At 30.4% G+C, this 18,343-nt stretch carries 20 protein-coding genes; 10 read left to right on the forward strand and 10 right to left on the reverse strand.

Annotation, left to right across the window (positions count from 1 at the left end):
- Positions 1–36: 36 nt before the first annotated feature.
- On the reverse strand, positions 37–1,083 hold the full coding sequence (locus Q1A46_RS11280) for an isoaspartyl peptidase/L-asparaginase family protein (protein ID WP_299678314.1): 1,047 nt from the start codon (positions 1,081–1,083) through the stop codon (positions 37–39).
- Positions 1,084–1,189: 106 nt separating this feature from the next.
- Here Q1A46_RS11280 and Q1A46_RS11285 point away from each other — a divergent pair, with 106 nt between their 5' ends.
- On the forward strand, positions 1,190–2,731 hold the full coding sequence (locus Q1A46_RS11285) for an aldehyde dehydrogenase family protein (RefSeq protein ID WP_299678317.1): 1,542 nt from the start codon (positions 1,190–1,192) through the stop codon (positions 2,729–2,731).
- A gap of 732 nt (positions 2,732–3,463) precedes the next feature.
- Entirely contained in the window at positions 3,464–4,096 is a 633-nt protein-coding gene (pth, locus tag Q1A46_RS11290) for an aminoacyl-tRNA hydrolase (protein WP_299678320.1), read from the forward strand.
- Between the two features lie 76 nt (positions 4,097–4,172).
- On the opposite strand, the gene Q1A46_RS11295 is transcribed toward pth, so the two are convergent.
- Together Q1A46_RS11295 and Q1A46_RS11300 are read right to left on the reverse strand one after the other, a co-directional pair.
- A complete protein-coding gene (locus Q1A46_RS11295) occupies positions 4,173–4,706 on the reverse strand; it encodes a hypothetical protein (protein ID WP_299678323.1) in 534 nt (177 codons plus the stop codon).
- Between the two features lie 61 nt (positions 4,707–4,767).
- A complete protein-coding gene (locus tag Q1A46_RS11300) occupies positions 4,768–5,220 on the reverse strand; it encodes a 6-carboxytetrahydropterin synthase (protein ID WP_299678326.1) in 453 nt (150 codons plus the stop codon).
- A 293-nt stretch (positions 5,221–5,513) separates the two neighbouring features.
- On the opposite strand from Q1A46_RS11300, the gene Q1A46_RS11305 reads away from it, so the two are divergent.
- Positions 5,514–6,386: a GyrI-like domain-containing protein gene (locus Q1A46_RS11305; RefSeq protein WP_299678329.1), complete on the forward strand. Its 873-nt coding sequence runs from the start codon at positions 5,514–5,516 to the stop codon at positions 6,384–6,386.
- A gap of 64 nt (positions 6,387–6,450) precedes the next feature.
- Complete coding sequence (locus Q1A46_RS11310) at positions 6,451–7,326, forward strand: sterol desaturase family protein (protein ID WP_299678332.1); 876 nt, start codon at positions 6,451–6,453, stop codon at positions 7,324–7,326.
- Here the strand turns inward: Q1A46_RS11310 and Q1A46_RS11315 are convergent.
- From Q1A46_RS11315 to Q1A46_RS11325, 3 genes are read right to left on the reverse strand one after another with little or no spacing between them, the layout of a single operon-like run.
- Positions 7,323–7,775 carry a GNAT family N-acetyltransferase gene (locus Q1A46_RS11315; protein ID WP_299678335.1) on the reverse strand — a complete coding sequence of 151 codons (453 nt, stop codon included), beginning with the start codon at positions 7,773–7,775 and terminating at the stop codon, positions 7,323–7,325. The genes Q1A46_RS11310 and Q1A46_RS11315 overlap by 4 nt on opposite strands.
- 13 nt (positions 7,776–7,788) lie before the next feature.
- Positions 7,789–8,508, reverse strand: coding sequence for a suppressor of fused domain protein (locus tag Q1A46_RS11320; RefSeq protein WP_299678338.1), 720 nt, complete (start codon positions 8,506–8,508; stop codon positions 7,789–7,791).
- Positions 8,509–8,519: 11 nt separating this feature from the next.
- Positions 8,520–9,290 (reverse strand): enoyl-CoA hydratase/isomerase family protein, encoded by a 771-nt coding sequence (locus Q1A46_RS11325; protein WP_299678341.1) that lies wholly within the window; start codon positions 9,288–9,290, stop codon positions 8,520–8,522.
- 58 nt (positions 9,291–9,348) lie between these two features.
- Here Q1A46_RS11325 and Q1A46_RS11330 point away from each other — a divergent pair, with 58 nt between their 5' ends.
- The gene (locus Q1A46_RS11330) at positions 9,349–9,798 is read left to right on the forward strand and encodes a GNAT family N-acetyltransferase (RefSeq protein WP_299678344.1); all 450 of its coding nucleotides are present in this window, start codon (positions 9,349–9,351) and stop codon (positions 9,796–9,798) included.
- On the opposite strand, the gene Q1A46_RS11335 is transcribed toward Q1A46_RS11330, so the two are convergent.
- The gene (locus tag Q1A46_RS11335; RefSeq protein WP_299678348.1) at positions 9,793–11,130 is read right to left on the reverse strand and encodes an MATE family efflux transporter; all 1,338 of its coding nucleotides are present in this window, start codon (positions 11,128–11,130) and stop codon (positions 9,793–9,795) included. The two genes, Q1A46_RS11330 and Q1A46_RS11335, sit on opposite strands and share 6 nt — an antisense overlap.
- A 62-nt stretch (positions 11,131–11,192) precedes the next feature.
- Here Q1A46_RS11335 and Q1A46_RS11340 point away from each other — a divergent pair, with 62 nt between their 5' ends.
- On the forward strand, positions 11,193–11,660 hold the full coding sequence (locus Q1A46_RS11340) for a hypothetical protein (RefSeq protein ID WP_299678351.1): 468 nt from the start codon (positions 11,193–11,195) through the stop codon (positions 11,658–11,660).
- On the opposite strand, the gene Q1A46_RS11345 is transcribed toward Q1A46_RS11340, so the two are convergent.
- The gene (locus Q1A46_RS11345) at positions 11,657–12,040 is read right to left on the reverse strand and encodes a Fur family transcriptional regulator (RefSeq protein WP_299678354.1); all 384 of its coding nucleotides are present in this window, start codon (positions 12,038–12,040) and stop codon (positions 11,657–11,659) included. The two genes, Q1A46_RS11340 and Q1A46_RS11345, sit on opposite strands and share 4 nt — an antisense overlap.
- An 81-nt stretch (positions 12,041–12,121) precedes the next feature.
- On the opposite strand from Q1A46_RS11345, the gene Q1A46_RS11350 reads away from it, so the two are divergent.
- Entirely contained in the window at positions 12,122–12,523 is a 402-nt protein-coding gene (locus Q1A46_RS11350) for a MerC domain-containing protein (protein ID WP_299678357.1), read from the forward strand.
- A gap of 13 nt (positions 12,524–12,536) precedes the next feature.
- Complete coding sequence (gene folE / locus Q1A46_RS11355; RefSeq protein ID WP_299678360.1) at positions 12,537–13,196, forward strand: GTP cyclohydrolase I FolE; 660 nt, start codon at positions 12,537–12,539, stop codon at positions 13,194–13,196.
- A 46-nt stretch (positions 13,197–13,242) separates the two neighbouring features.
- Here folE and Q1A46_RS11360 read toward each other — a convergent pair whose 3' ends face one another.
- Both Q1A46_RS11360 and mutS read right to left on the reverse strand, forming a co-directional pair.
- Positions 13,243–13,809, reverse strand: a complete 567-nt coding sequence (locus tag Q1A46_RS11360; RefSeq protein WP_299678363.1) for a hypothetical protein — start codon at positions 13,807–13,809, stop codon at positions 13,243–13,245.
- A 90-nt stretch (positions 13,810–13,899) separates the two neighbouring features.
- A complete protein-coding gene (gene mutS / locus Q1A46_RS11365; protein WP_299678366.1) occupies positions 13,900–16,509 on the reverse strand; it encodes a DNA mismatch repair protein MutS in 2,610 nt (869 codons plus the stop codon).
- Positions 16,510–16,654: 145 nt separating this feature from the next.
- On the opposite strand from mutS, the gene Q1A46_RS11370 reads away from it, so the two are divergent.
- Positions 16,655–17,185 (forward strand): RNA methyltransferase, encoded by a 531-nt coding sequence (locus Q1A46_RS11370; RefSeq protein ID WP_299678369.1) that lies wholly within the window; start codon positions 16,655–16,657, stop codon positions 17,183–17,185.
- Positions 17,186–17,854: 669 nt separating this feature from the next.
- Entirely contained in the window at positions 17,855–18,031 is a 177-nt protein-coding gene (locus tag Q1A46_RS11375; RefSeq protein ID WP_299678372.1) for a hypothetical protein, read from the forward strand.
- Positions 18,032–18,343 lie beyond the last annotated feature (312 nt).

Consider the following 18,343-nt stretch of genomic DNA (forward strand, 5'->3'; position numbering starts at 1 on the left):
TGCTCTTTTTTAATATGAGAAATCTTTTAAGTAGTTTTACTCTTTATAAATTTTCACTTCAGTTTCACCTTTAGCGTTCATAGAAGCTCTATACATTCCTGCAGTATTAAATTCAAAAACCATATTTCCGTTTTTATCAACAGCAATAATTCCACCTGTACCACCTAATTTGGTAAGTTTATTCTGAATAACTTCTCTTGCGGCTTCTTTTAACGATAAATCTTTGTAATCCATTAAAGCAGAAATATCATGAGCAACTTGAGCTCTTATAAAATATTCACCCCAACCTGTAGATGAAACACCACAAGTAGCGTTATTTGCATAAGTTCCAGAACCAATAATTGGAGCATCACCAATTCTATTCCAACGTTTGTTAGTCATTCCACCAGTAGAAGTACCGGCTGTAATATTTCCATTTTTATCTAAAGCAACACAACCTACAGTTCCGAATTTAGAATCTTTAATAATAGGGTCATAAAAAGCAGTTTTAGCATCGTGATCTAATTCAGCCTTCATTTTTTCTTTAACACGTTGTAAAGATTTAAATCTACTTTCAGTATAAAAGTAGCTAGAGTCAACAATTTCAATACCCTGAGATTTAGCAAAAACAGAAGCTCCTTTACCAGAAAGCATTACATGTTCAGAGTTTTCCATCACTTTTCTTGCTAAAGAAATAGGGTTTTTAATATCAGCAACACCAGCTATAGCACCAGCATTTAAGTCGTTTCCTGTCATTATAGAAGCGTCTAATTCATTAGTTTCTTCATGAGTAAAAACAGCTCCTTTTCCGGCATTAAATAACGGAGAGTTTTCTAATACATGAATTGTTTGTTCAACTGCATCTATACTTTTACCACCGTTTTTAAGTATGTTATATCCTACTTTAACTGCTTCTTTCAATTTGTCTTGATATGCTTTTTCTTTCTCTGGAGTCATATTTTTCTTTAAAATAGTTCCAGCTCCACCATGTATTACAATAGCAAATTCATTAATTTTTTCATTTTTTGATTCTTTTTTTTCAGTTGTTGTTTTACAACTAATTAAAAGAAGTACTAAAGATAAACTGGTTAATAAGGTTTTCATGGTAAGTTATATTTTAAACAAAAATTATAGTTTTTGTTTAATTTTATTAATAGTGATTTATTTGTAAATTTGACATCAATTTAAACAACTAAAACGTAACTACAAAATGACAGATTTTGGTATTAAAGAAGCATTAAAAACCTTAGGGGTTAATGATATAAATGAAGGAACTTCTACAGGTTCTAAGTGGTTTTCTAATGGAGAACTTATTGAAAGTTATTCTCCAGTAGATGGTAAATTAATAGCTAAAGTAAAAGCTTCTACTAAAGAAGATTACGAGAATGTAATGACTGCTGCTACTGAAGCTTTTAAAACTTGGAGAGTAATGCCAGCTCCTCAACGTGGAGAAATTGTTCGTCAGTTTGGAGAGAAATTAAGAGAAAAGAAAGAAGCTTTAGGTAAATTAGTTTCTTATGAAATGGGTAAGAGTTACCAAGAAGGTTTAGGTGAGGTTCAAGAAATGATTGACATCTGTGATTTTGCTGTTGGTTTATCGCGTCAGTTACACGGGTTAACAATGCATTCTGAAAGACCAGGACACAGAATGTACGAACAATATCATCCGTTAGGAGTTGTAGGAATTATTTCTGCGTTTAACTTTCCAGTAGCTGTTTGGTCTTGGAACACAGCTTTAGCTTGGATTTGTGGTGATGTTTGTGTTTGGAAACCATCTGAGAAAACTCCATTATGTGGTGTAGCTTGTCAGAACATAATTACTGAAGTTTTACAAGAAAACAATTTACCAGAAGGAATTTCTTGTTTAGTAAATGGAGATTATGTAGTTGGAGAGTTTATTTCTAAGGATACTAGAATTCCTTTAGTTTCTGCTACAGGATCTACTCGTATGGGTAAAATTGTTGCTAGTGAAGTTGCAGGTCGTTTAGGTAAAAGTTTATTAGAATTAGGAGGAAATAATGCAATTATTGTTACTCCAGATGCTGATATTAAAATGACAGTAATTGGTGCTGTATTCGGAGCTGTAGGAACCGCAGGACAACGTTGTACTTCTACACGTAGATTAATTATTCACGATTCTATTTACGATAAAGTAAAAAATGCAGTTGTAGATGCTTATAAACAATTACGTATCGGTAATCCTTTAGATGAAAACAATCATGTTGGACCGTTAATCGATAAAGATGCAGTTGCAATGTATAACAAAGCTTTAGAGAAAGTTGTTGCTGAAGGTGGAAACATTATTGTAGAAGGAGGAGTTTTAGAAGGTGAAGGATATGAAAGTGGTTGTTATGTAAAACCTGCTATTGCAGAAGCTGCTAATGATTATGAAATCGTTCAGCACGAAACGTTTGCTCCAGTTTTATATTTATTAAAGTATTCAGGTGATATAGAGAATGCAATTAATTTACAAAACGGTGTTGCACAAGGTTTATCTTCTGCAATTATGACCAACAATTTACGTGAAGCTGAGCGTTTCTTATCACACGCTGGATCAGATTGTGGTATTGCAAATGTAAACATAGGAACTTCTGGAGCTGAAATCGGTGGAGCTTTTGGAGGTGAAAAAGAAACTGGAGGAGGAAGAGAATCTGGTTCAGATGCTTGGAAAATTTACATGCGTCGTCAAACAAATACAATTAATTATACTACAGAATTACCTTTAGCTCAAGGAATTAAATTCGATTTATAGTATAAACATAAATAAGCTACAATAAAAAAGCCGTCTCTAAGAGACGGCTTTATGTGTCTAAATAACTATAGTCCCCCCGAACTATAAACCTTGAATTTTGTTATTCAGAAACTCATTTACTACTTTCTTTCCACTTTAAAATTACTATTTATTCTACTTTTTTCGTTCTAACTATCGACGAATGGTAATTTTCTAGAGTTCATAAAGGTTTCCGTGTAGATTAACGATATATTATATGAGTTATAAATTTATTTTATAAAAACAAAAAGCTAGCCGTCGGGTTATGACGGCCAGTAGTTGTAAGCAATAATCGACCCCCTTCAAGTCTGATTATTAAGCGGAACAAAAATAGAATTAAGATTCATTTATAAATTCTTAAAATCGACGGTTGATATTAAATATGGTTCAAAAGGTTTTTATTTAAAGATGAATGGTAAAAAATTAAAGATTAAGAGTTTAAAAATGAAGTATACAAACTAAAAAAGACGACTTATTTAAGTCGTCTTTTTTAGTTATAAACTATACAGCCCCCCCGAGCTATAATTATCTATATTTATTTTTATTATTTACTAACTAACACTGTAAAATTACGTAAAAGAAGAGATCGCCCTTGTGAATTATCGACGAATGGAACTTTAAATAAGTTGATAAATATTTGACTATAGATAAATATCAAAAAAAGGTAAAAATCCATGCTTCTTTTATAGATTTGTACTTTATAAATTAATGTTTATGATGAATTTTCTTTCCTTAGTCGGTAGAATTTTTGGACAAAAACAAGAATCTGAAGAAGATATTATGAAGAAATTTTTAATTGTGGGTCTAGGAAATATTGGTGAAAAGTACGATAACACCAGGCATAACATAGGCTTTAAAATTGTAGACGCTTTTGTAAAAGAAAATGAAGCTTCTTTTTCTACTGAAAAGTTAGGTGATTTAGCAAAGCTAAAAGTAAAAGGAAAAACAGTGTTTGTATTAAAACCTAATACTTATATGAACCTGAGTGGTAAAGCTGTTTTATATTGGATGAAGAAAGAAAATATTCAAATTGAAAATTTATTAATTATTACGGATGATTTGAATATAGATTTTGGAAAACTAAGAATAAAAAGCAGAGGTAGCGCTGGAGGACATAATGGTTTAAAAGATATTCAAGAAAAATTAAACACAGGTTCTTACCCAAGATTCCGTTTTGGTGTAGGCTCAGAATATAAAAAAGGAAGACAAGTAGACTTCGTTTTAGGGCAATGGAGCGATGAAGAAGAGAGTCAGCTTATAGAGAGAATACCAACGAGTGTAAACGCGATTACATCGTTTATAAATGCTGGAATTTCAAATACTATGAATGAGTTTAATGGTAAGTAAAAAACAAAAGAGTTTATAAATTAAAAAAGCAGACAATTATTTGTCTGCTTTTTTAATATGATTTAGTAACTAATTTCTATTGTCTCTCAAAAGTAATAGTTATTTCTTCAGTTGTTGTAATTTGATTATCTGTAGCTTCTGCTTCTTTAGAAAGTACTAAAGTATTCGCAGTGAAAGAAGTAATTTCAAAAATTCCGTTAATTACACCAGTATTAGTATCTGTAAAAGTAACTCTTCTATTTAAAGGATCTAAAGTATATGTTCCAGAGCTATTTTCAGTTTCAATACTAGTTTCTTGTACAGGAGCAGATCCATTGTTTAAAGTAGTAACTGCAACTTCTCTGTATTCTCCAGAATAAGTAAACGATCCGTTAGTAGAAAGTACTAAATCAAGTTGAAACGTATCTCCTTCATAAGATTCAGTAGAAATATCTACAGTTTGACCAGAAGCCGTTGTAGAAGTTTTATTTGTACCTCTTAATTTAGTTACTGCATATGTTCCTGTAAAGTTTTCAGTAGTTAATTCGAATACAGGTGTTTCGTCATCACCACTACAACTTGTTAATGTTGCAAAAGCAACAAATAAAATAAATGACTTTAATAATTTCATGGCTTATATCTTTTTTAAATTTTATTGAATATATCTTTTATATATCTAAAGAAAAAAAGAACTAAATATTGTCTGATGCAAACCATTCTGCATAACAACTTTCAGTTTCTTGTAATTTTAATGAATGTAAACGAATTCCTTCTGGTAAATTTCCAGATATCTTTTTAGCAAAATCAATCACCATCATTTCGCTTGAAGGTTGGTAATCTACTAAAATAATATGATGTCCAAGTTCCTTAAGATATTCAGCTAATTCGAGATGAGGTGTATTTTTATTAAATAAAGTTGCGTGATCAAACGCATCAACAATTTCTTTATTTACGATCTTTTTTAAATCACCAAAATCAATTACCATTCCGTATTTTGGGTTATTGGTATCTGATATTGGTTCACCGATTACAGTAACAAATAACTTGTAACTGTGTCCATGAATATTTTTACACTTTCCGTCATAACCATATAAAGCATGAGCTGTTTCGAAAGTGAACTTTTTTGTTATTCTAATCTTACTCACTACCTTCTAAATTTTTTATTATTTCTATACTTGTTAACAAAGTATACAACGCCAACAGCTAATGCCAATCCAAGAAATAAAATATTTTCTCCCATAATTTCAATTAAAATATTCCGCAAAAATACAATTTTAATTTACTCGCATTACATACGTTAATCTAAAAGTTCTCAGCTATACCTAGCTTTTTATAGATTATTTTTTCTTTTTTGAATAGAATCTCATCAGAAATAAAGTCTAAAATGAATAAATGAGTTATTCTAAAGATTGCATAATTTTATAGAACAAGAAAAAACATGAATAAGAATAATACGCAAATAGAAAGGTATCAGAAACTTATTGTATATCTAGAAAATAAGTTTAAAACCGATATTAATTCAAAAGATATAGAAGATGTTTCTTTCTATTCATATCGAAATATCAATAGAATATTCGCAGCATTACAACATGAAACTATTGGTCAATTTATCAAAAGAAAAAGGTTAGAAAAAGCCGCTGAGTTTTTAAAATATTCAGCAGAAGAAATTTCTGACATTGCTTTAGATATTGGTTATAAAGATGTAGCTGCTTTTAGTAAAGCATTTAAAAAACACTTTAATTGTTCACCTTCTACGTACAGAAATTCGCAGCATATTCAGCAAGAGATTACGACCAAAATTTTACAAGAGAAAAGAGAGAATGCTAATAAAACGCTATCATTTAGTATTGAACACTTACCAAGTTTTAAAATTCTATATCTACAATATAAAGGTTCTTATGAAGATATTCGCGGAATAGAAAAGACTTGGAATAGTTTGCTAAAATATGTTTTTAAAAAGAAGTTATTGTCTGATGAGACTATACTTTTAGGTGAAATTTTAGATGATGATGACATAACAGATACTTTGCAATGCAGGTATAACGCTGGAATTGTTTTAGAAGATCATCAAGATTTTGATACTAAAGGTTTCTTTGAAATAAAGGAAATACCTACTCAAAAATATGCGAAATTTATACACAAACGAAGTCATGAATCTTGTTACGAAACTTACAATAACATTTATGCAAGATGGATGCAAGATGTACAATTAGAATTTGCAGACCAAGCTACATTGGAGTTTTATGTAAATGATGAAAGTACAACACCAAAAGAAGAACTAATTACAGAAATTTATATTCCAGTAGTATAATTGTCTTGAATGGACAAACAGTTTTTGAATTCCTGAGATAATTTTGAACAAAAAATTATCGATTATGGATTTAAAAACCATTACGCTGTTATTTGAAAAAGCACCTATTATAAATTATGTGGCTATTTTCTTTGTGTTCAATCTTTCTTTGATTTTATTTGAGATTGCTGTTGATTTTTTCGTTTCTAAACAACGAAGATGGAAAGATACTGGAGCGAATTTACTCATCTTTATTATCAATCAATTACTAGAAAAAACAATATTAGGAAGTATTGGAATTTTGTTTTTAATTCCATTTCAATGGATTGCTTTTTTTGAAATCCAGATGGATTTAGGGTCTTGGTTTTTTGCCATTTTAGCAGCAGATTTTACATATTATTGGATGCATCGTTTAGAACACGAACATCGAATTTTATGGGCACATCATAGTGTACATCATTCTTCAGAAGATTATAATTTAACTGTATCAATGCGTTTAAGCTTTGTAGAAGGATTATTTGAGTGGATTTTCTTAATTCCAATGGTGTTAATCGGTTTTAGTCCTTTTCAAACTATTGTAGCTTTAGTTTTAGTAGCGCAATATCAAACTTGGATACACACAGAACATATTAAAAAATTAGGCTGGTTAGATGAGGTTTTTAATACTCCATCGACACATAGAGTTCATCACGGATCAAATCAAAAGTATTTAGATAAAAACTACGGAGGAATTTTAATTATTTGGGATAAGCTATTTGGAACCTTTAAAAGAGAGGAGGAGAAAGTAGTTTACGGATTAACAAAAAATATAAAAACCAATAACCCAATTACGATTAATTTTATTGAATATGTTCATATTTGGAAAGAAGTAAAGCAATGTAAAACATTAAAAGATAAATTGAGAATAGTTTTTGGAAACCTTATTTGGAAGCCAGCATATTTTGATAAAAATAAGTCTTAATTTAACTGTTTTTCAAAACAAATACTTTCTTCTAAACCAGAATACTGTCCGTAATTTTCTATGATTTTATAATTGTTTTTTTTGTAAAGATGAACTGCTTCAACTTGTCTAATTCCAGTTTCTAAAATACATCGATTAAAAGAAAGTTCTTTTGCCCAAATTTCTAATGCTTTTAGTATTTGCGAAGCCAAACCTTTACCTCTTGCTTTTTCAGAAGTAAACATTCTTTTAATTTCCATTGTAGTTGTATCGTATTGTTTAATGGCTCCACAAGCTAAAGGTTCGTTATCAACATAAATAAGAACAACATGTTTAATAAGATCGAGTTTGTTATACTGATTGTAAAAATCATGATCCTCACCATCTGTAACAGCTAAAAAAGCATCCAATTGTTTTACTAAAGCTCTAAAATCTTTGTTTTCTGAATCGGTTCTAACAAGAGATATCATAATTCAATACGATTTAAAACAATCCAAATAACTTTTTACGTTTAGCAATATTAGGTCTTGTTAAATTCAAAACATCAGAAATATTGTGTTTATCAAAACCATTAAAAAGAGATTCAACACCTTTGGTCATTTTAAGATTTAACTCTTCTTGATACAAAGGAATTAACGTGTAAAAATCTATAGATTTATTTTCTAAAGTTAACGTGTGAAATTGTTCATTAAAAACAATAGAAGGTAATAAAACAACAGAACTTAGTTTAGTTTTAGCATCAAAAGGTTGCGCAGGATCTCCATTTGGCATAGTATGTCCGTAAGCTAACCATGTGTTGTATTCATGAGGAAAACGTGCTAAAAACTTTAACCATCGAATTGGCCAGTAATTGCTTTCATCTTTAAAATCTTCTTCAGAAATTTTCCAATCTTCAGGTAAACAAATGCTTAATTCTGCATAATTACAACCTTCAATACCTTCTGGAGTATTCATAGGTTTATCGCTCATTCCAGAAGTAACTAAAGTATGAAAAGGTTTTGCTGTAGTAGGTTTAACCCAGTGCACATCAATATGAACTTGATCGGAAACAATTTCATGAAAAACCATATCGATTTCTCCTACGTGTTTTTCTATATGATCTGAAATAGCTTCCAGAGAAGATTCTCCAGAAGCTATTTCAAATTTATTTTTATTGTTTTCGTCGTATCTGTAAATTGGCGATCCTGATTTAGACTTTTCCATAGTTTTATTTCTTATTGTTTTTTGAATTTAGCTAGTGCATTTTTAGTAAACTCAGAAAGTACTAATCTTCCTGTAATTTTTGCTCTTTCAACTAATAATTCATTCCAGTTTTCAGTTCCTTCCCAAAGTGTTTTTTTCATTTCAAATAAAGCATCAGGATTATAAGAAGCTAACTTTTCAGCTAACAAACTTACTTCTTTGTCTAATTCAGAAAGAGAATCGAAAACCTTAGCATATAAGCCTTTGTCTTTTGCCCAATATGCATTTTTCCAGCTTGTAGCATCTAAAGTTAATTCTGCTAAACCACTAACTCCAATTTTTCGTTCTACTGCAGGAGCAATAACAAAAGGTCCGATACCAATAGTAAATTCAGAAAGTTTAATACTTGCCGCTTCAGTAGCTAACACATAATCACAGGCAGCTGCTAAACCAACACCTCCACCTACAACTTTTCCTTGAACTCTACCGATAACTAATTTCGAACAAGTACGAATCGCATTAATTACATTAGCAAATCCGGAAAAGAATTTTTTTCCATCATCTAAATTATCAATTGCAACTAATTCATCAAAAGAAGCACCAGCACAGAAAGCACGTTCTCCTTCAGATTTTAAAACGATAATATTTACTTTATCATTATCTGATAATGAATTTAATTCTTTCGTTAAACGATCTAATAATTCACTAGGAAAAGAATTACTGGCAGGATGCCCAAATTCTATAGTTGCTATTTTATTCTCTATATGTGTATATAAACTTCCGTTAGGTCTTGTTGTTGTCATTTATTTAGTTGTTTGTTCAAAAATAGTCTTAATTTTATTTTTTCTGAAAAAAAGAATCATGAAAAACATAAAAATGATAATTATTGAAGGTATTCCTAAAGATACTATTTTAAAGGAACTTTTACATTTATATGAAACGATTTTTGATGATGCAAAACTTGATTTTTTCATTGATAGGATTACAAGTAAAACCGATGTAATAATTGTGTTGACTTATTTTGAAAATTCACCAGTTGGATTTAAAATAGGATATCGATATAATGAAACTACTTTTTATAGTTGGGTTGGGGGAGTGTTATCTGATTTGAGAAGAAAAGGAATTGCACAAGAACTAGCTAAGAAACAAGAAGAATTAGTAAAAGAAAAAGGATATAAAAAGCTTCGAACAAAATCGATGAATCGTTTTAAGCCAATGTTGATTTTAAATATTAAAAACGGATTTGATATTGTTCAAGTGTATACTAATACCAGCGGACAACAAAAGATTGTTTTCGAGAAAGATTTATAATTCGTCTTCAGCTAATCTTAAAAACTTACTTCTAAACTTAAGAATTAGTGGTAATCCACGAACAATAATCCAGGCAAAGAAAGCGATCCAAATAGCATATAATTTATAGTCTAAATAATCGAAAAAAAGCAATGTTGGAATAAATACTAATCCTGTAGATAACAATAATAAATTTCGTAAATATTTCATTTCTCCCATACCTTTAAACATTCCGTCATAAATAAATGCTAAAGAACAGAAAGGTTGCATTAGTAGAATCACCCAAAATACTTCGTAGAAACTCGTTAAAACTTCGGTTTCTTGTGTAAATAACCTTCCGATAGGTTGATATAAAACAAAACCAATAACTGCTAAAGCTATTCCTAGTAAAAATCCATATAAAATCAAACGACTTCCTAGTTCTACTAAAGTTTTATAAGCTTTTGCACCTAATAATTTTCCTGATAAAATATTTCCAGCAGAAGAATATCCGTCCATTATAAATGCGCCCATCAACCATAAATTCAATCCAATTGTATAGGCAGCTATATATTCGTTTCCGTAAGCTGTAGCATAAGAAGTTCCGAAGTATAAAGCTAAATTTAAAGCTATAGTTCTAACAAATAGATTAAGAACCATAGAAATAAATCTCGGAATTTCTTGATTAAATGGTAGTTTAAAACGTAAAGAAATAGAAGTCTTTTTATATAATAAAACCAAAGCAATTACAGCCATTACAATTTGTGCAATAACACTTGCATAAGCAGCTCCTTCTATATGCATGGCAGGAATATATCCTTCAATTCCGTAAACAAAAGCTAAGTCTAAAACAATGTTTACAACAGTTCCTATAATTGCAATAACCATAGGATAAAACGTGTTTTGTAAACCTCTAAAAGTTCCGTAAACAGCGATTGTAAATAAAGTAAAAGGAAAACCAAAAGCTCTGATTTTATAATAATCAACAGAATACTCTAAAACTTGTCCGGATGCATTATAAAACTGAAAAATTTCTTTTGCAAACGGATAACTTAATCCTAAAATTAGTAAACTAACACCAACAATTATTACTGTAGCTTGTGCAGGTAAGTTTTTAATCTCATCGATACGCTGTGCACCAACATATTGAGAAACAATAGAAGAAATTCCACTACGAGTTTGACCAAATACCCAGATTAGCATAGATAAAAAAGCACCAACAATTCCAATAGCTGCAATACTTTCGGTAGCATTTTCTTTAATGTTTCCAACAATAGCTAAATCTGTTGTAGATAGCAAAGGTTCTGCAACACCAGTTATTAAAGCAGGAATAGCTAATTTATTAATATATTTAAAACTAATATCGTGTTGCATAATAGTCAGCAAAAATAAGTATATTGAACAAGGAAAAACATAGTTTAAATTAAATAATTATTATGGGAGAATTAGCAGCTAGTTTAATAGAGTTCTTTGCTGAAATAGCTTTAGGATTCCAGCAATTGTTTTTCAAGAAAAAACTAAAGAAAAGAAGAGCATACGAAAAAGCGAATAACTTACCACCTAAGAAAATGATATCACCTTATGGAAGAGTTACTATTTTAGTAGGTGTGTTATCATTTATAGCTATTGTATTTTACATAGTAAATACAAGCAAAGCTGATAAAAGTAAAACTGAAGATAAAGTTGTTGAAATAAAAGCGCTATTAGAAAAAGAAAGAGAAGTTTTTGGTAAATATCCTGATAAGTTAAATATAATCAAAAGAAACAATCCGCTTCGCAACGATTTATTAGTTGATGGTTGGGGAACTACTTTTTCTTATAAAGTTGTTGAAAACTCATACATTTTAGCATCTGCAGGAAGTGATAAAAAGATAAATACTGAAGACGATTTAATTTATAATTAATCGTTACAATTATCACAAATACCTGTAATAAAAACAGCTGTGTTATCGATTGTATGATTTGGAATATTAGGAATCGTAACTTCTACAGGTAAACACATTACTTTTTTACATTTTTTACATTCAAAATGCGGATGAACATCATTGTGATGATCAGAAGTACAATTGTTTTTACATTTTGCGTACCACTTTAATCCATTTTTTCCTACAAATGAATGAATAATACCTTCATCTTCTAAACGATCTAAGGCTCTGTATACTGTAGTTTTATTCATTTCATTCTTTAGTCTTTCCACTAAATCAACAGCTAAAATTGCTGAGAACTCATTCTCGAATAAATCAAGTAAAATTTTTACTGCTTTTGTTTTCCTAATGATTCCCATAGTACAAAATTAAAGCAACTGTGTTGCGATATAATAAATTAATGTATTTTTGTCTCCCAAATACAAAATTAAAAAAAATAGATGTTATTGAATCAAAAATCAGATGCTTTAGGTGTATTTTCTAGCGGTTTATGTTTAATCCATTGTGTTTTTACCCCTTTTTTATTTGTTATTCAATCTCATGGAGCGTGTTGTGAAGGAACAACTGCACCATTTTGGTGGAAGAGTATTGATTATATTTTTTTAGTGATTTCTTTTTTTGCTATTTTTAAGTCAGCAAGCCAAACATCAAAAGAATGGATGAAATATGCTTTATTTTCGAGTTGGGTATTATTAGCATTCATTATTATAAATGAGAAAATTGCGTTATTCGCTATTCCAGAAGCAGTTATGTATGTTGTTTCTTTAAGCTTAGTAGGATTACATTTATATAATAGTAAATATTGCCAGTGCTCAAATGAAACATGTTGTACAGTAAGCTAAAAATCTAATATTTATGGAAAAACACGATCACATAGGAGACAATCATATACTTACAAACATTAAAACCCCAATGGTTCCTAATGCTTTTGATAAGTCTGATGATGAAAAAATAGCTAACATTCAGGTTTATTTTAAAAAGATTATGGAAGAATTAGGCTTAGATTTAACAGATGATAGTTTATCTGGTACTCCATATCGTTTTGCAAAAATGTATGTGAAAGAGTTATTCTATGGATTAAATCCAGCGAACAAACCAAAGGTTTCTACTTTCGAAAACAAGTATGGATATCAAAAGATGTTAGTCGAACAAAATATTACAATAGATTCTTCTTGTGAACATCATTTTTTACCAATTACAGGATACGCACATGTAGGTTATATTCCGAAGGATAAAGTTGTGGGCTTATCTAAAATAAATCGTTTGGTAGACTATTATTCGCACCGACCTCAAGTACAAGAGCGATTATGTATTCAAATTTTAAAAGATCTTCAAGAAACTCTAGGAACAGAAGATGTAATTGTGGTGATTAATGCTAAACATTTATGTGTTTCATCAAGAGGAATTAAAGACAAGGAAAGCTTTACTACTACTGTAGAATATGGAGGTCGTTATAACGAAGCAAGTATTCGAAATGAATTTTTTAAGATTTGTGATTTTAAGAATGCAGAGTAAATAACGTCAACCTGAATTTATTTCAGGTTCTCATGAATATTTGTAATCAAGCTTTTTTATCAAAAGTTTCTTTGGTAATGACAGTATTATTAACCCTTTGAACCCATTTTAAAAAATTAGCTTCTGTAACAAACCAATTTTCATCTACTAACTCGTTGTTTGAATAACTAAAAATCCATGTTGATATAGAATTCTCAAAACTTACTTTTTCTATAGTATCTATTTTATGAGAAGTTGCAGTTATTTTGTTTTCAATAGAGTAAGAAATATCTGTTATTTTATTAGTGAACTTTTTAGAAGTTTTGAATAGGTTTAGAAAGAAGAAGAATTCTTTAAAAGCATTTTCATCATCGTTTAAATTTCTATTGTGAATTTGCCAATACCAACCACCAGTTTCACCAAAATGTTTTGGTAAATGACCGAGTAACCAAACATTAAAAAAGGAAAAATCGTTAAACTCCTCGCTATACCAATGACTATCATTTGCAGTACAACTATACCCATTAATAAAAGCATCAAGAGAATTAAAAGAATAATGATTACCTAAATACAAGGCTTTTCTTTTTTCAAGATGATCTAATATTTGATATATGTTTAGTTTTTTGATTGACATGATAATGAGATGCTGAAATAAATTCAGCATGACGTTAATATAGAATTTATCAGTGATTGATAATTGATCAAAGATAATTGAATATTGAACCTATTTTTTCACCAACATTCGCTTAATTTCGTTCAATTTCATTAAAGCTTCAATTGGTGTTAACGTATCGATATCTGTAGCTAAAATTTCTTCTCTTAAATCTTCTAATAAAGGATCATCTAATTGGAAGAAACTCATTTGCATGTCGTTGTTTTGAACATCTTTTAACGTGTCTTCCACATTTTTGTTAGCATGACTTTCTTCTAACTGTTTTAAGATCTTATTCGCTTTTCTAATCACCACATTTGGCATTCCAGCTAATTTCGCAACGTGAATTCCGAAACTATGATTACTTCCACCAGCAACGAGTTTACGTAAAAAGATAATGCTGTCTTCTAATTCTTTTACAGAAACATTAAAGTTTTTAATTCGCTCAAACGTTGTTGTCATTTCATTTAATTCATGATAATGCGTGGCAAACAATGTTTTCGCTTTTGAAGGATGTTCATGTAAATATTCGGTAATTGCCCAAGCAATAGAAATTCCATCGTAAGTAGAAGTACCTCTTCCAATTTCATCTAATAAAACTAAACTACGTTCTGAGATGTTATTTAAGATCGAAGCGGTTTCATTCATTTCAACCATAAATGTAGATTCTCCCATAGAAATGTTATCGCTAGCACCTACACGAGTAAATATTTTATCTACAATTCCAATTTTCGCTTCAGTTGCAGGAACATAACTTCCCATTTGTGCTAATAAAACGATTAATGCAGTTTGACGTAAAATCGCAGATTTACCCGACATATTCGGACCAGTAATCATAATGATTTGTTGGTTTTCACGATTTAAAACCACATCGTTAGCCACATATTCTTCGCCGATTGGTAATTGCTTTTCAATTACAGGATGACGACCATTTTTTATTTCTAATATTGTAGAGTTATCAACAACAGGACGCACATAATCGTTTTCTTTTGCCAAGTTTGCAAAAGACAATAAACAATCGAGTTGTGCAATTAATTGCGCGTTGCTTTGTACATCTTGAACATCTTTTACGATGTATTGAATCAGCTCGATAAATAAATCAGCTTCTAACGACTGAATTTTATCTTCTGCACCTAAAATTTTTGCTTCGTATTCTTTAAGTTCTTCAGTAATATAACGTTCGGCATTTACTAAAGTTTGTTTACGAATCCAATCTTCAGGAACTTTATCTTTATGTGTATTTCGAACTTCAATATAATATCCGAAAACATTATTAAAAGCTATTTTTAAACTCGGAATTCCTGTACGTTCAGTTTCACGAGCCAACATATTGTCTAAATACTCTTTTCCAGAATTTGCAATCCCTCGTAATTCATCTAACTCTTCAGAAACACCATCAGCAATTGCATTTCCTTTATTAATATTTACAGGAGCATCTTCAAATAAAGTTGTGCTTATTTTTTCAATTAAATCATTACAATCTTTCAGTAAAGAACCAATCATTTTTACTGTAGCATTTTTAGTGCTTTCAGCAGCAGATTTGATCGGATGAATAGCTTTTAATGAGTTCTTTAATAAAACAACTTCCCTTGGAGAAACTTTACCTGTTGCAACTTTAGAAATTAAACGTTCTAAATCGGAAATCTGTTTTAGTTGATAGGTAACCGTATCAAAAAACGATTCGTTATCAATTAAAAACTGAACCTGTTCTTGTCGTTGCTGAATTGGTTTTAAATCTTTCAACGGTAAAGCCAACCAACGTTTTAATAAACGTCCTCCCATAGGAGAAATAGTTTTGTCGATAATGTCTAATAAACAAACCGAGTTTACAGAATTACCGCCATATAATTCTAAATTTTTAACCGTAAAACGATCCATCCAAACATATAAATCTTCAGCAATTCGTCCTACAGATTGAATGTGTTCTATTTTATTCAGTTGTGTTTCAGATAAATAATACATCACTGCACCAGCAGCAATAATACCATCCGTAATTTCTTCAACACCAAAACCTTTTAAATTCTGAACTTTAAAATGATTGATTAATGTTTCATAACCATAATCTTTTTGAAAAACCCAATCTTCTAAATAAAAGGTGTGAAAATCGTTAGTAAACGCTTCTAAAAAACGTTGTTTATTTTGTTTTTGCACCAAGATTTCACTCGGCGAAAAGTTTTGTAGTAATTTATCGATGTAAGCTTCATCTCCATGAGCTACTAAAAATTCACCTGTAGAAACATCTAAAAAAGAAACTCCTAATCGTTTTTTTCCGAAGTGAACCGCAGCTAAGAAATTATTGGTTTTCGATTGTAATACCTCATCATTTAAAGAAACTCCTGGAGTTACCAATTCTGTTACACCACGTTTTACAATCTTTTTGGTCATTTTCGGGTCTTCTAGCTGATCGCAAATTGCAACACGAAGTCCAGATTTTACTAACTTAGGTAAATAGGTATTTAATGAATGATGTGGAAAACCAGCCAAAGCTGTTTCACTTTCACTTCCATTTCCACGTTTGGTTAATACAATACCTAAAACTTCCGAGGCTTTAATAGCATCTTCACCAAAGGTTTCGTAGAAATCACCTACGCGAAATAATAACATGGCATCCGGATATTTAGCTTTAATTCCGTTGTACTGTTGCATTAATGGCGTTACCTTTTTTGCCTTTGTTTTTGCCAAGTTTGTCTATTTTAAGTTAGTTTTGCGAAGATAGAAAAAATACTCAGTGCTCACTTTACAATGAACAATTATCAGTAAACAATAAAAGAGTAATTTTGAAGGCTGATAATTGATAGTTGACCACTGATTATTGTTAATTGAAGAGATGAGAAAATTAAGAAATAGCGAATTAGGAAGAATTTCTGTAGAGGAATTTAAAACAGCGACAAAAACTCCAATTATTGTTGTGTTAGACAATATTAGAAGTTTAAATAATATTGGTTCTGTGTTTAGAACTTCGGATGCTTTTCTTATTGAAAAAATATATTTATGTGGAATAACAGCAACTCCACCAAGTAAAGAAATACATAAAACAGCTTTAGGTTCTACAGAGTCTGTGTCTTGGGAATATGTTGAAGATACATTAACATTAGTTGAAGAACTAAAATCTGAAAATGTAAAAGTATTGTCAATTGAACAAGCTGAAAACAGTACGATGCTAGATGAATTTATGCCAGAAACCAATCAGAAATATGCAGTTGTCTTTGGAAATGAAGTAAAAGGAGTACAACAAGAAGTTGTTTCTGCATCTGATAAATGTATAGAAATTCCTCAGTTAGGAACTAAACACTCATTAAATATATCGGTAAGTTGTGGTGTAGTTTTGTGGGATTTGTTTAGTAAGATGAGAAGTTAAACAAAAGAGAAATATAATTGAACCGTTACTTTTAGTAGCGGTTTTTTTATGTTTTCCCTTCGAGAGCTTCAGGGAACGATAATGAGATGCTGAAACAAGTTTAGCATGACGAATAAACGGGTACCGTCATTCTTAATTTATTTCAGAATCACACATAGAAATGAATTTGTTTGAATAGTTTAATGTCAGTTCGAGTGAAATTCTGAAAGAATTTTATATCGAGAACTATGTTTTCGTGCTCAAAATCGCCTTTCTCGATACAATTTTCAGAATCACACAAAATTATAGTTTGAATAATTCGGTAGCTTAGCCAAGTCGAAGCCAGAATTATAATAACATATATTACTATCCGTTGTGCATTTAGAAACATAAGTAATCCTAAGTTGTCAGTTCGAGTGCTTTTGAGGTACGAAAAAGTGTATCGAGAACTATTTCTAAGTTAAAATTCTTATTCTCGATACAATTTTTCTTCATTTCATTTCGAAAAATCACTCGAATTGACAGAATTTCACTCCAAATGCACAAAAGGTATATTATTGCAAAACAGAGTTGCAAATAAAAAATAAACACATTTTTTATTTTTTTAACAGGCAAATTTTGTTTTTAAAGTATTGTAAAAGTATTGTAAAAGTATTTTTCTGTTTTATTAACCTTGTAATACATAAAATTATGTTAGAGAATTTAAAGCAATTTGAAATTGAAAAAGAACAATTGGTAACCATTTATGGAGGAATAAATGGCGGAGGTGGAGATGGTGGAAATACAGGTGGCGACCGTTCTGGCGGTGGAGGAGGAACTAGTGGAGATGGAGATCTTTACTGTGATGATGCCATTCAAATTTGTTAAGAATTTAATTTTTAAGAACCGTTACTTTTAGTAGCGGTTTTTTTTGTTTTCCCTTCGAGAGCCTCAGGGAACAATAATGAGATGCTGAAACAAGTTCAACATGACGATTTGAATCACACAGAATTGAAGTTGTTTAAATAGTTTAATGTCAGTTCGAGTGAAATTCTGAAAGAATTTTATATCGAGAACTATGTTTTCGTGCTCAAAATCGCTTTTCTCGATACAATTTTCAGAATCTCACAAAACTATAGTTTGAATAATTCGGTAGCTGAGCACAGTCGAAGTTACATTAAAAATTAGTTTTTATTTCCC

The organism is uncultured Tenacibaculum sp. (genome assembly GCF_947502995.1).
Lineage (GTDB): Bacteria > Bacteroidota > Bacteroidia > Flavobacteriales > Flavobacteriaceae > Polaribacter.

Excerpts from the sequence above, each read along its gene's own strand:
- Q1A46_RS11350 (WP_299678357.1), top strand. The coding sequence starts at position 12,122 with ATGTTATTGAATCAAAAATCAGATGCTTTAGGTGTATTTTCTAGCGGT.
- Q1A46_RS11375 (WP_299678372.1), top strand. The coding sequence starts at position 17,855 with ATGTTAGAGAATTTAAAGCAATTTGAAATTGAAAAAGAACAATTGGTA.
- Q1A46_RS11280 (WP_299678314.1), bottom strand. The coding sequence starts at position 1,083 with ATGAAAACCTTATTAACCAGTTTATCTTTAGTACTTCTTTTAATTAGT.
- Q1A46_RS11325 (WP_299678341.1), bottom strand. The coding sequence starts at position 9,290 with ATGACAACAACAAGACCTAACGGAAGTTTATATACACATATAGAGAAT.
- Q1A46_RS11320 (WP_299678338.1), bottom strand. The coding sequence starts at position 8,508 with ATGGAAAAGTCTAAATCAGGATCGCCAATTTACAGATACGACGAAAAC.
- pth (WP_299678320.1), top strand. The coding sequence starts at position 3,464 with ATGATGAATTTTCTTTCCTTAGTCGGTAGAATTTTTGGACAAAAACAA.
- Q1A46_RS11305 (WP_299678329.1), top strand. The coding sequence starts at position 5,514 with ATGAATAAGAATAATACGCAAATAGAAAGGTATCAGAAACTTATTGTA.
- Q1A46_RS11360 (WP_299678363.1), bottom strand. The coding sequence starts at position 13,809 with ATGTCAATCAAAAAACTAAACATATATCAAATATTAGATCATCTTGAA.
- Q1A46_RS11285 (WP_299678317.1), top strand. The coding sequence starts at position 1,190 with ATGACAGATTTTGGTATTAAAGAAGCATTAAAAACCTTAGGGGTTAAT.
- Q1A46_RS11330 (WP_299678344.1), top strand. The coding sequence starts at position 9,349 with ATGAAAAACATAAAAATGATAATTATTGAAGGTATTCCTAAAGATACT.
- Q1A46_RS11295 (WP_299678323.1), bottom strand. The coding sequence starts at position 4,706 with ATGAAATTATTAAAGTCATTTATTTTATTTGTTGCTTTTGCAACATTA.
- Q1A46_RS11310 (WP_299678332.1), top strand. The coding sequence starts at position 6,451 with ATGGATTTAAAAACCATTACGCTGTTATTTGAAAAAGCACCTATTATA.
- Q1A46_RS11335 (WP_299678348.1), bottom strand. The coding sequence starts at position 11,130 with ATGCAACACGATATTAGTTTTAAATATATTAATAAATTAGCTATTCCT.
- Q1A46_RS11345 (WP_299678354.1), bottom strand. The coding sequence starts at position 12,040 with ATGGGAATCATTAGGAAAACAAAAGCAGTAAAAATTTTACTTGATTTA.
- folE (WP_299678360.1), top strand. The coding sequence starts at position 12,537 with ATGGAAAAACACGATCACATAGGAGACAATCATATACTTACAAACATT.
- Q1A46_RS11315 (WP_299678335.1), bottom strand. The coding sequence starts at position 7,775 with ATGATATCTCTTGTTAGAACCGATTCAGAAAACAAAGATTTTAGAGCT.
- Q1A46_RS11340 (WP_299678351.1), top strand. The coding sequence starts at position 11,193 with ATGGGAGAATTAGCAGCTAGTTTAATAGAGTTCTTTGCTGAAATAGCT.
- Q1A46_RS11370 (WP_299678369.1), top strand. The coding sequence starts at position 16,655 with ATGAGAAAATTAAGAAATAGCGAATTAGGAAGAATTTCTGTAGAGGAA.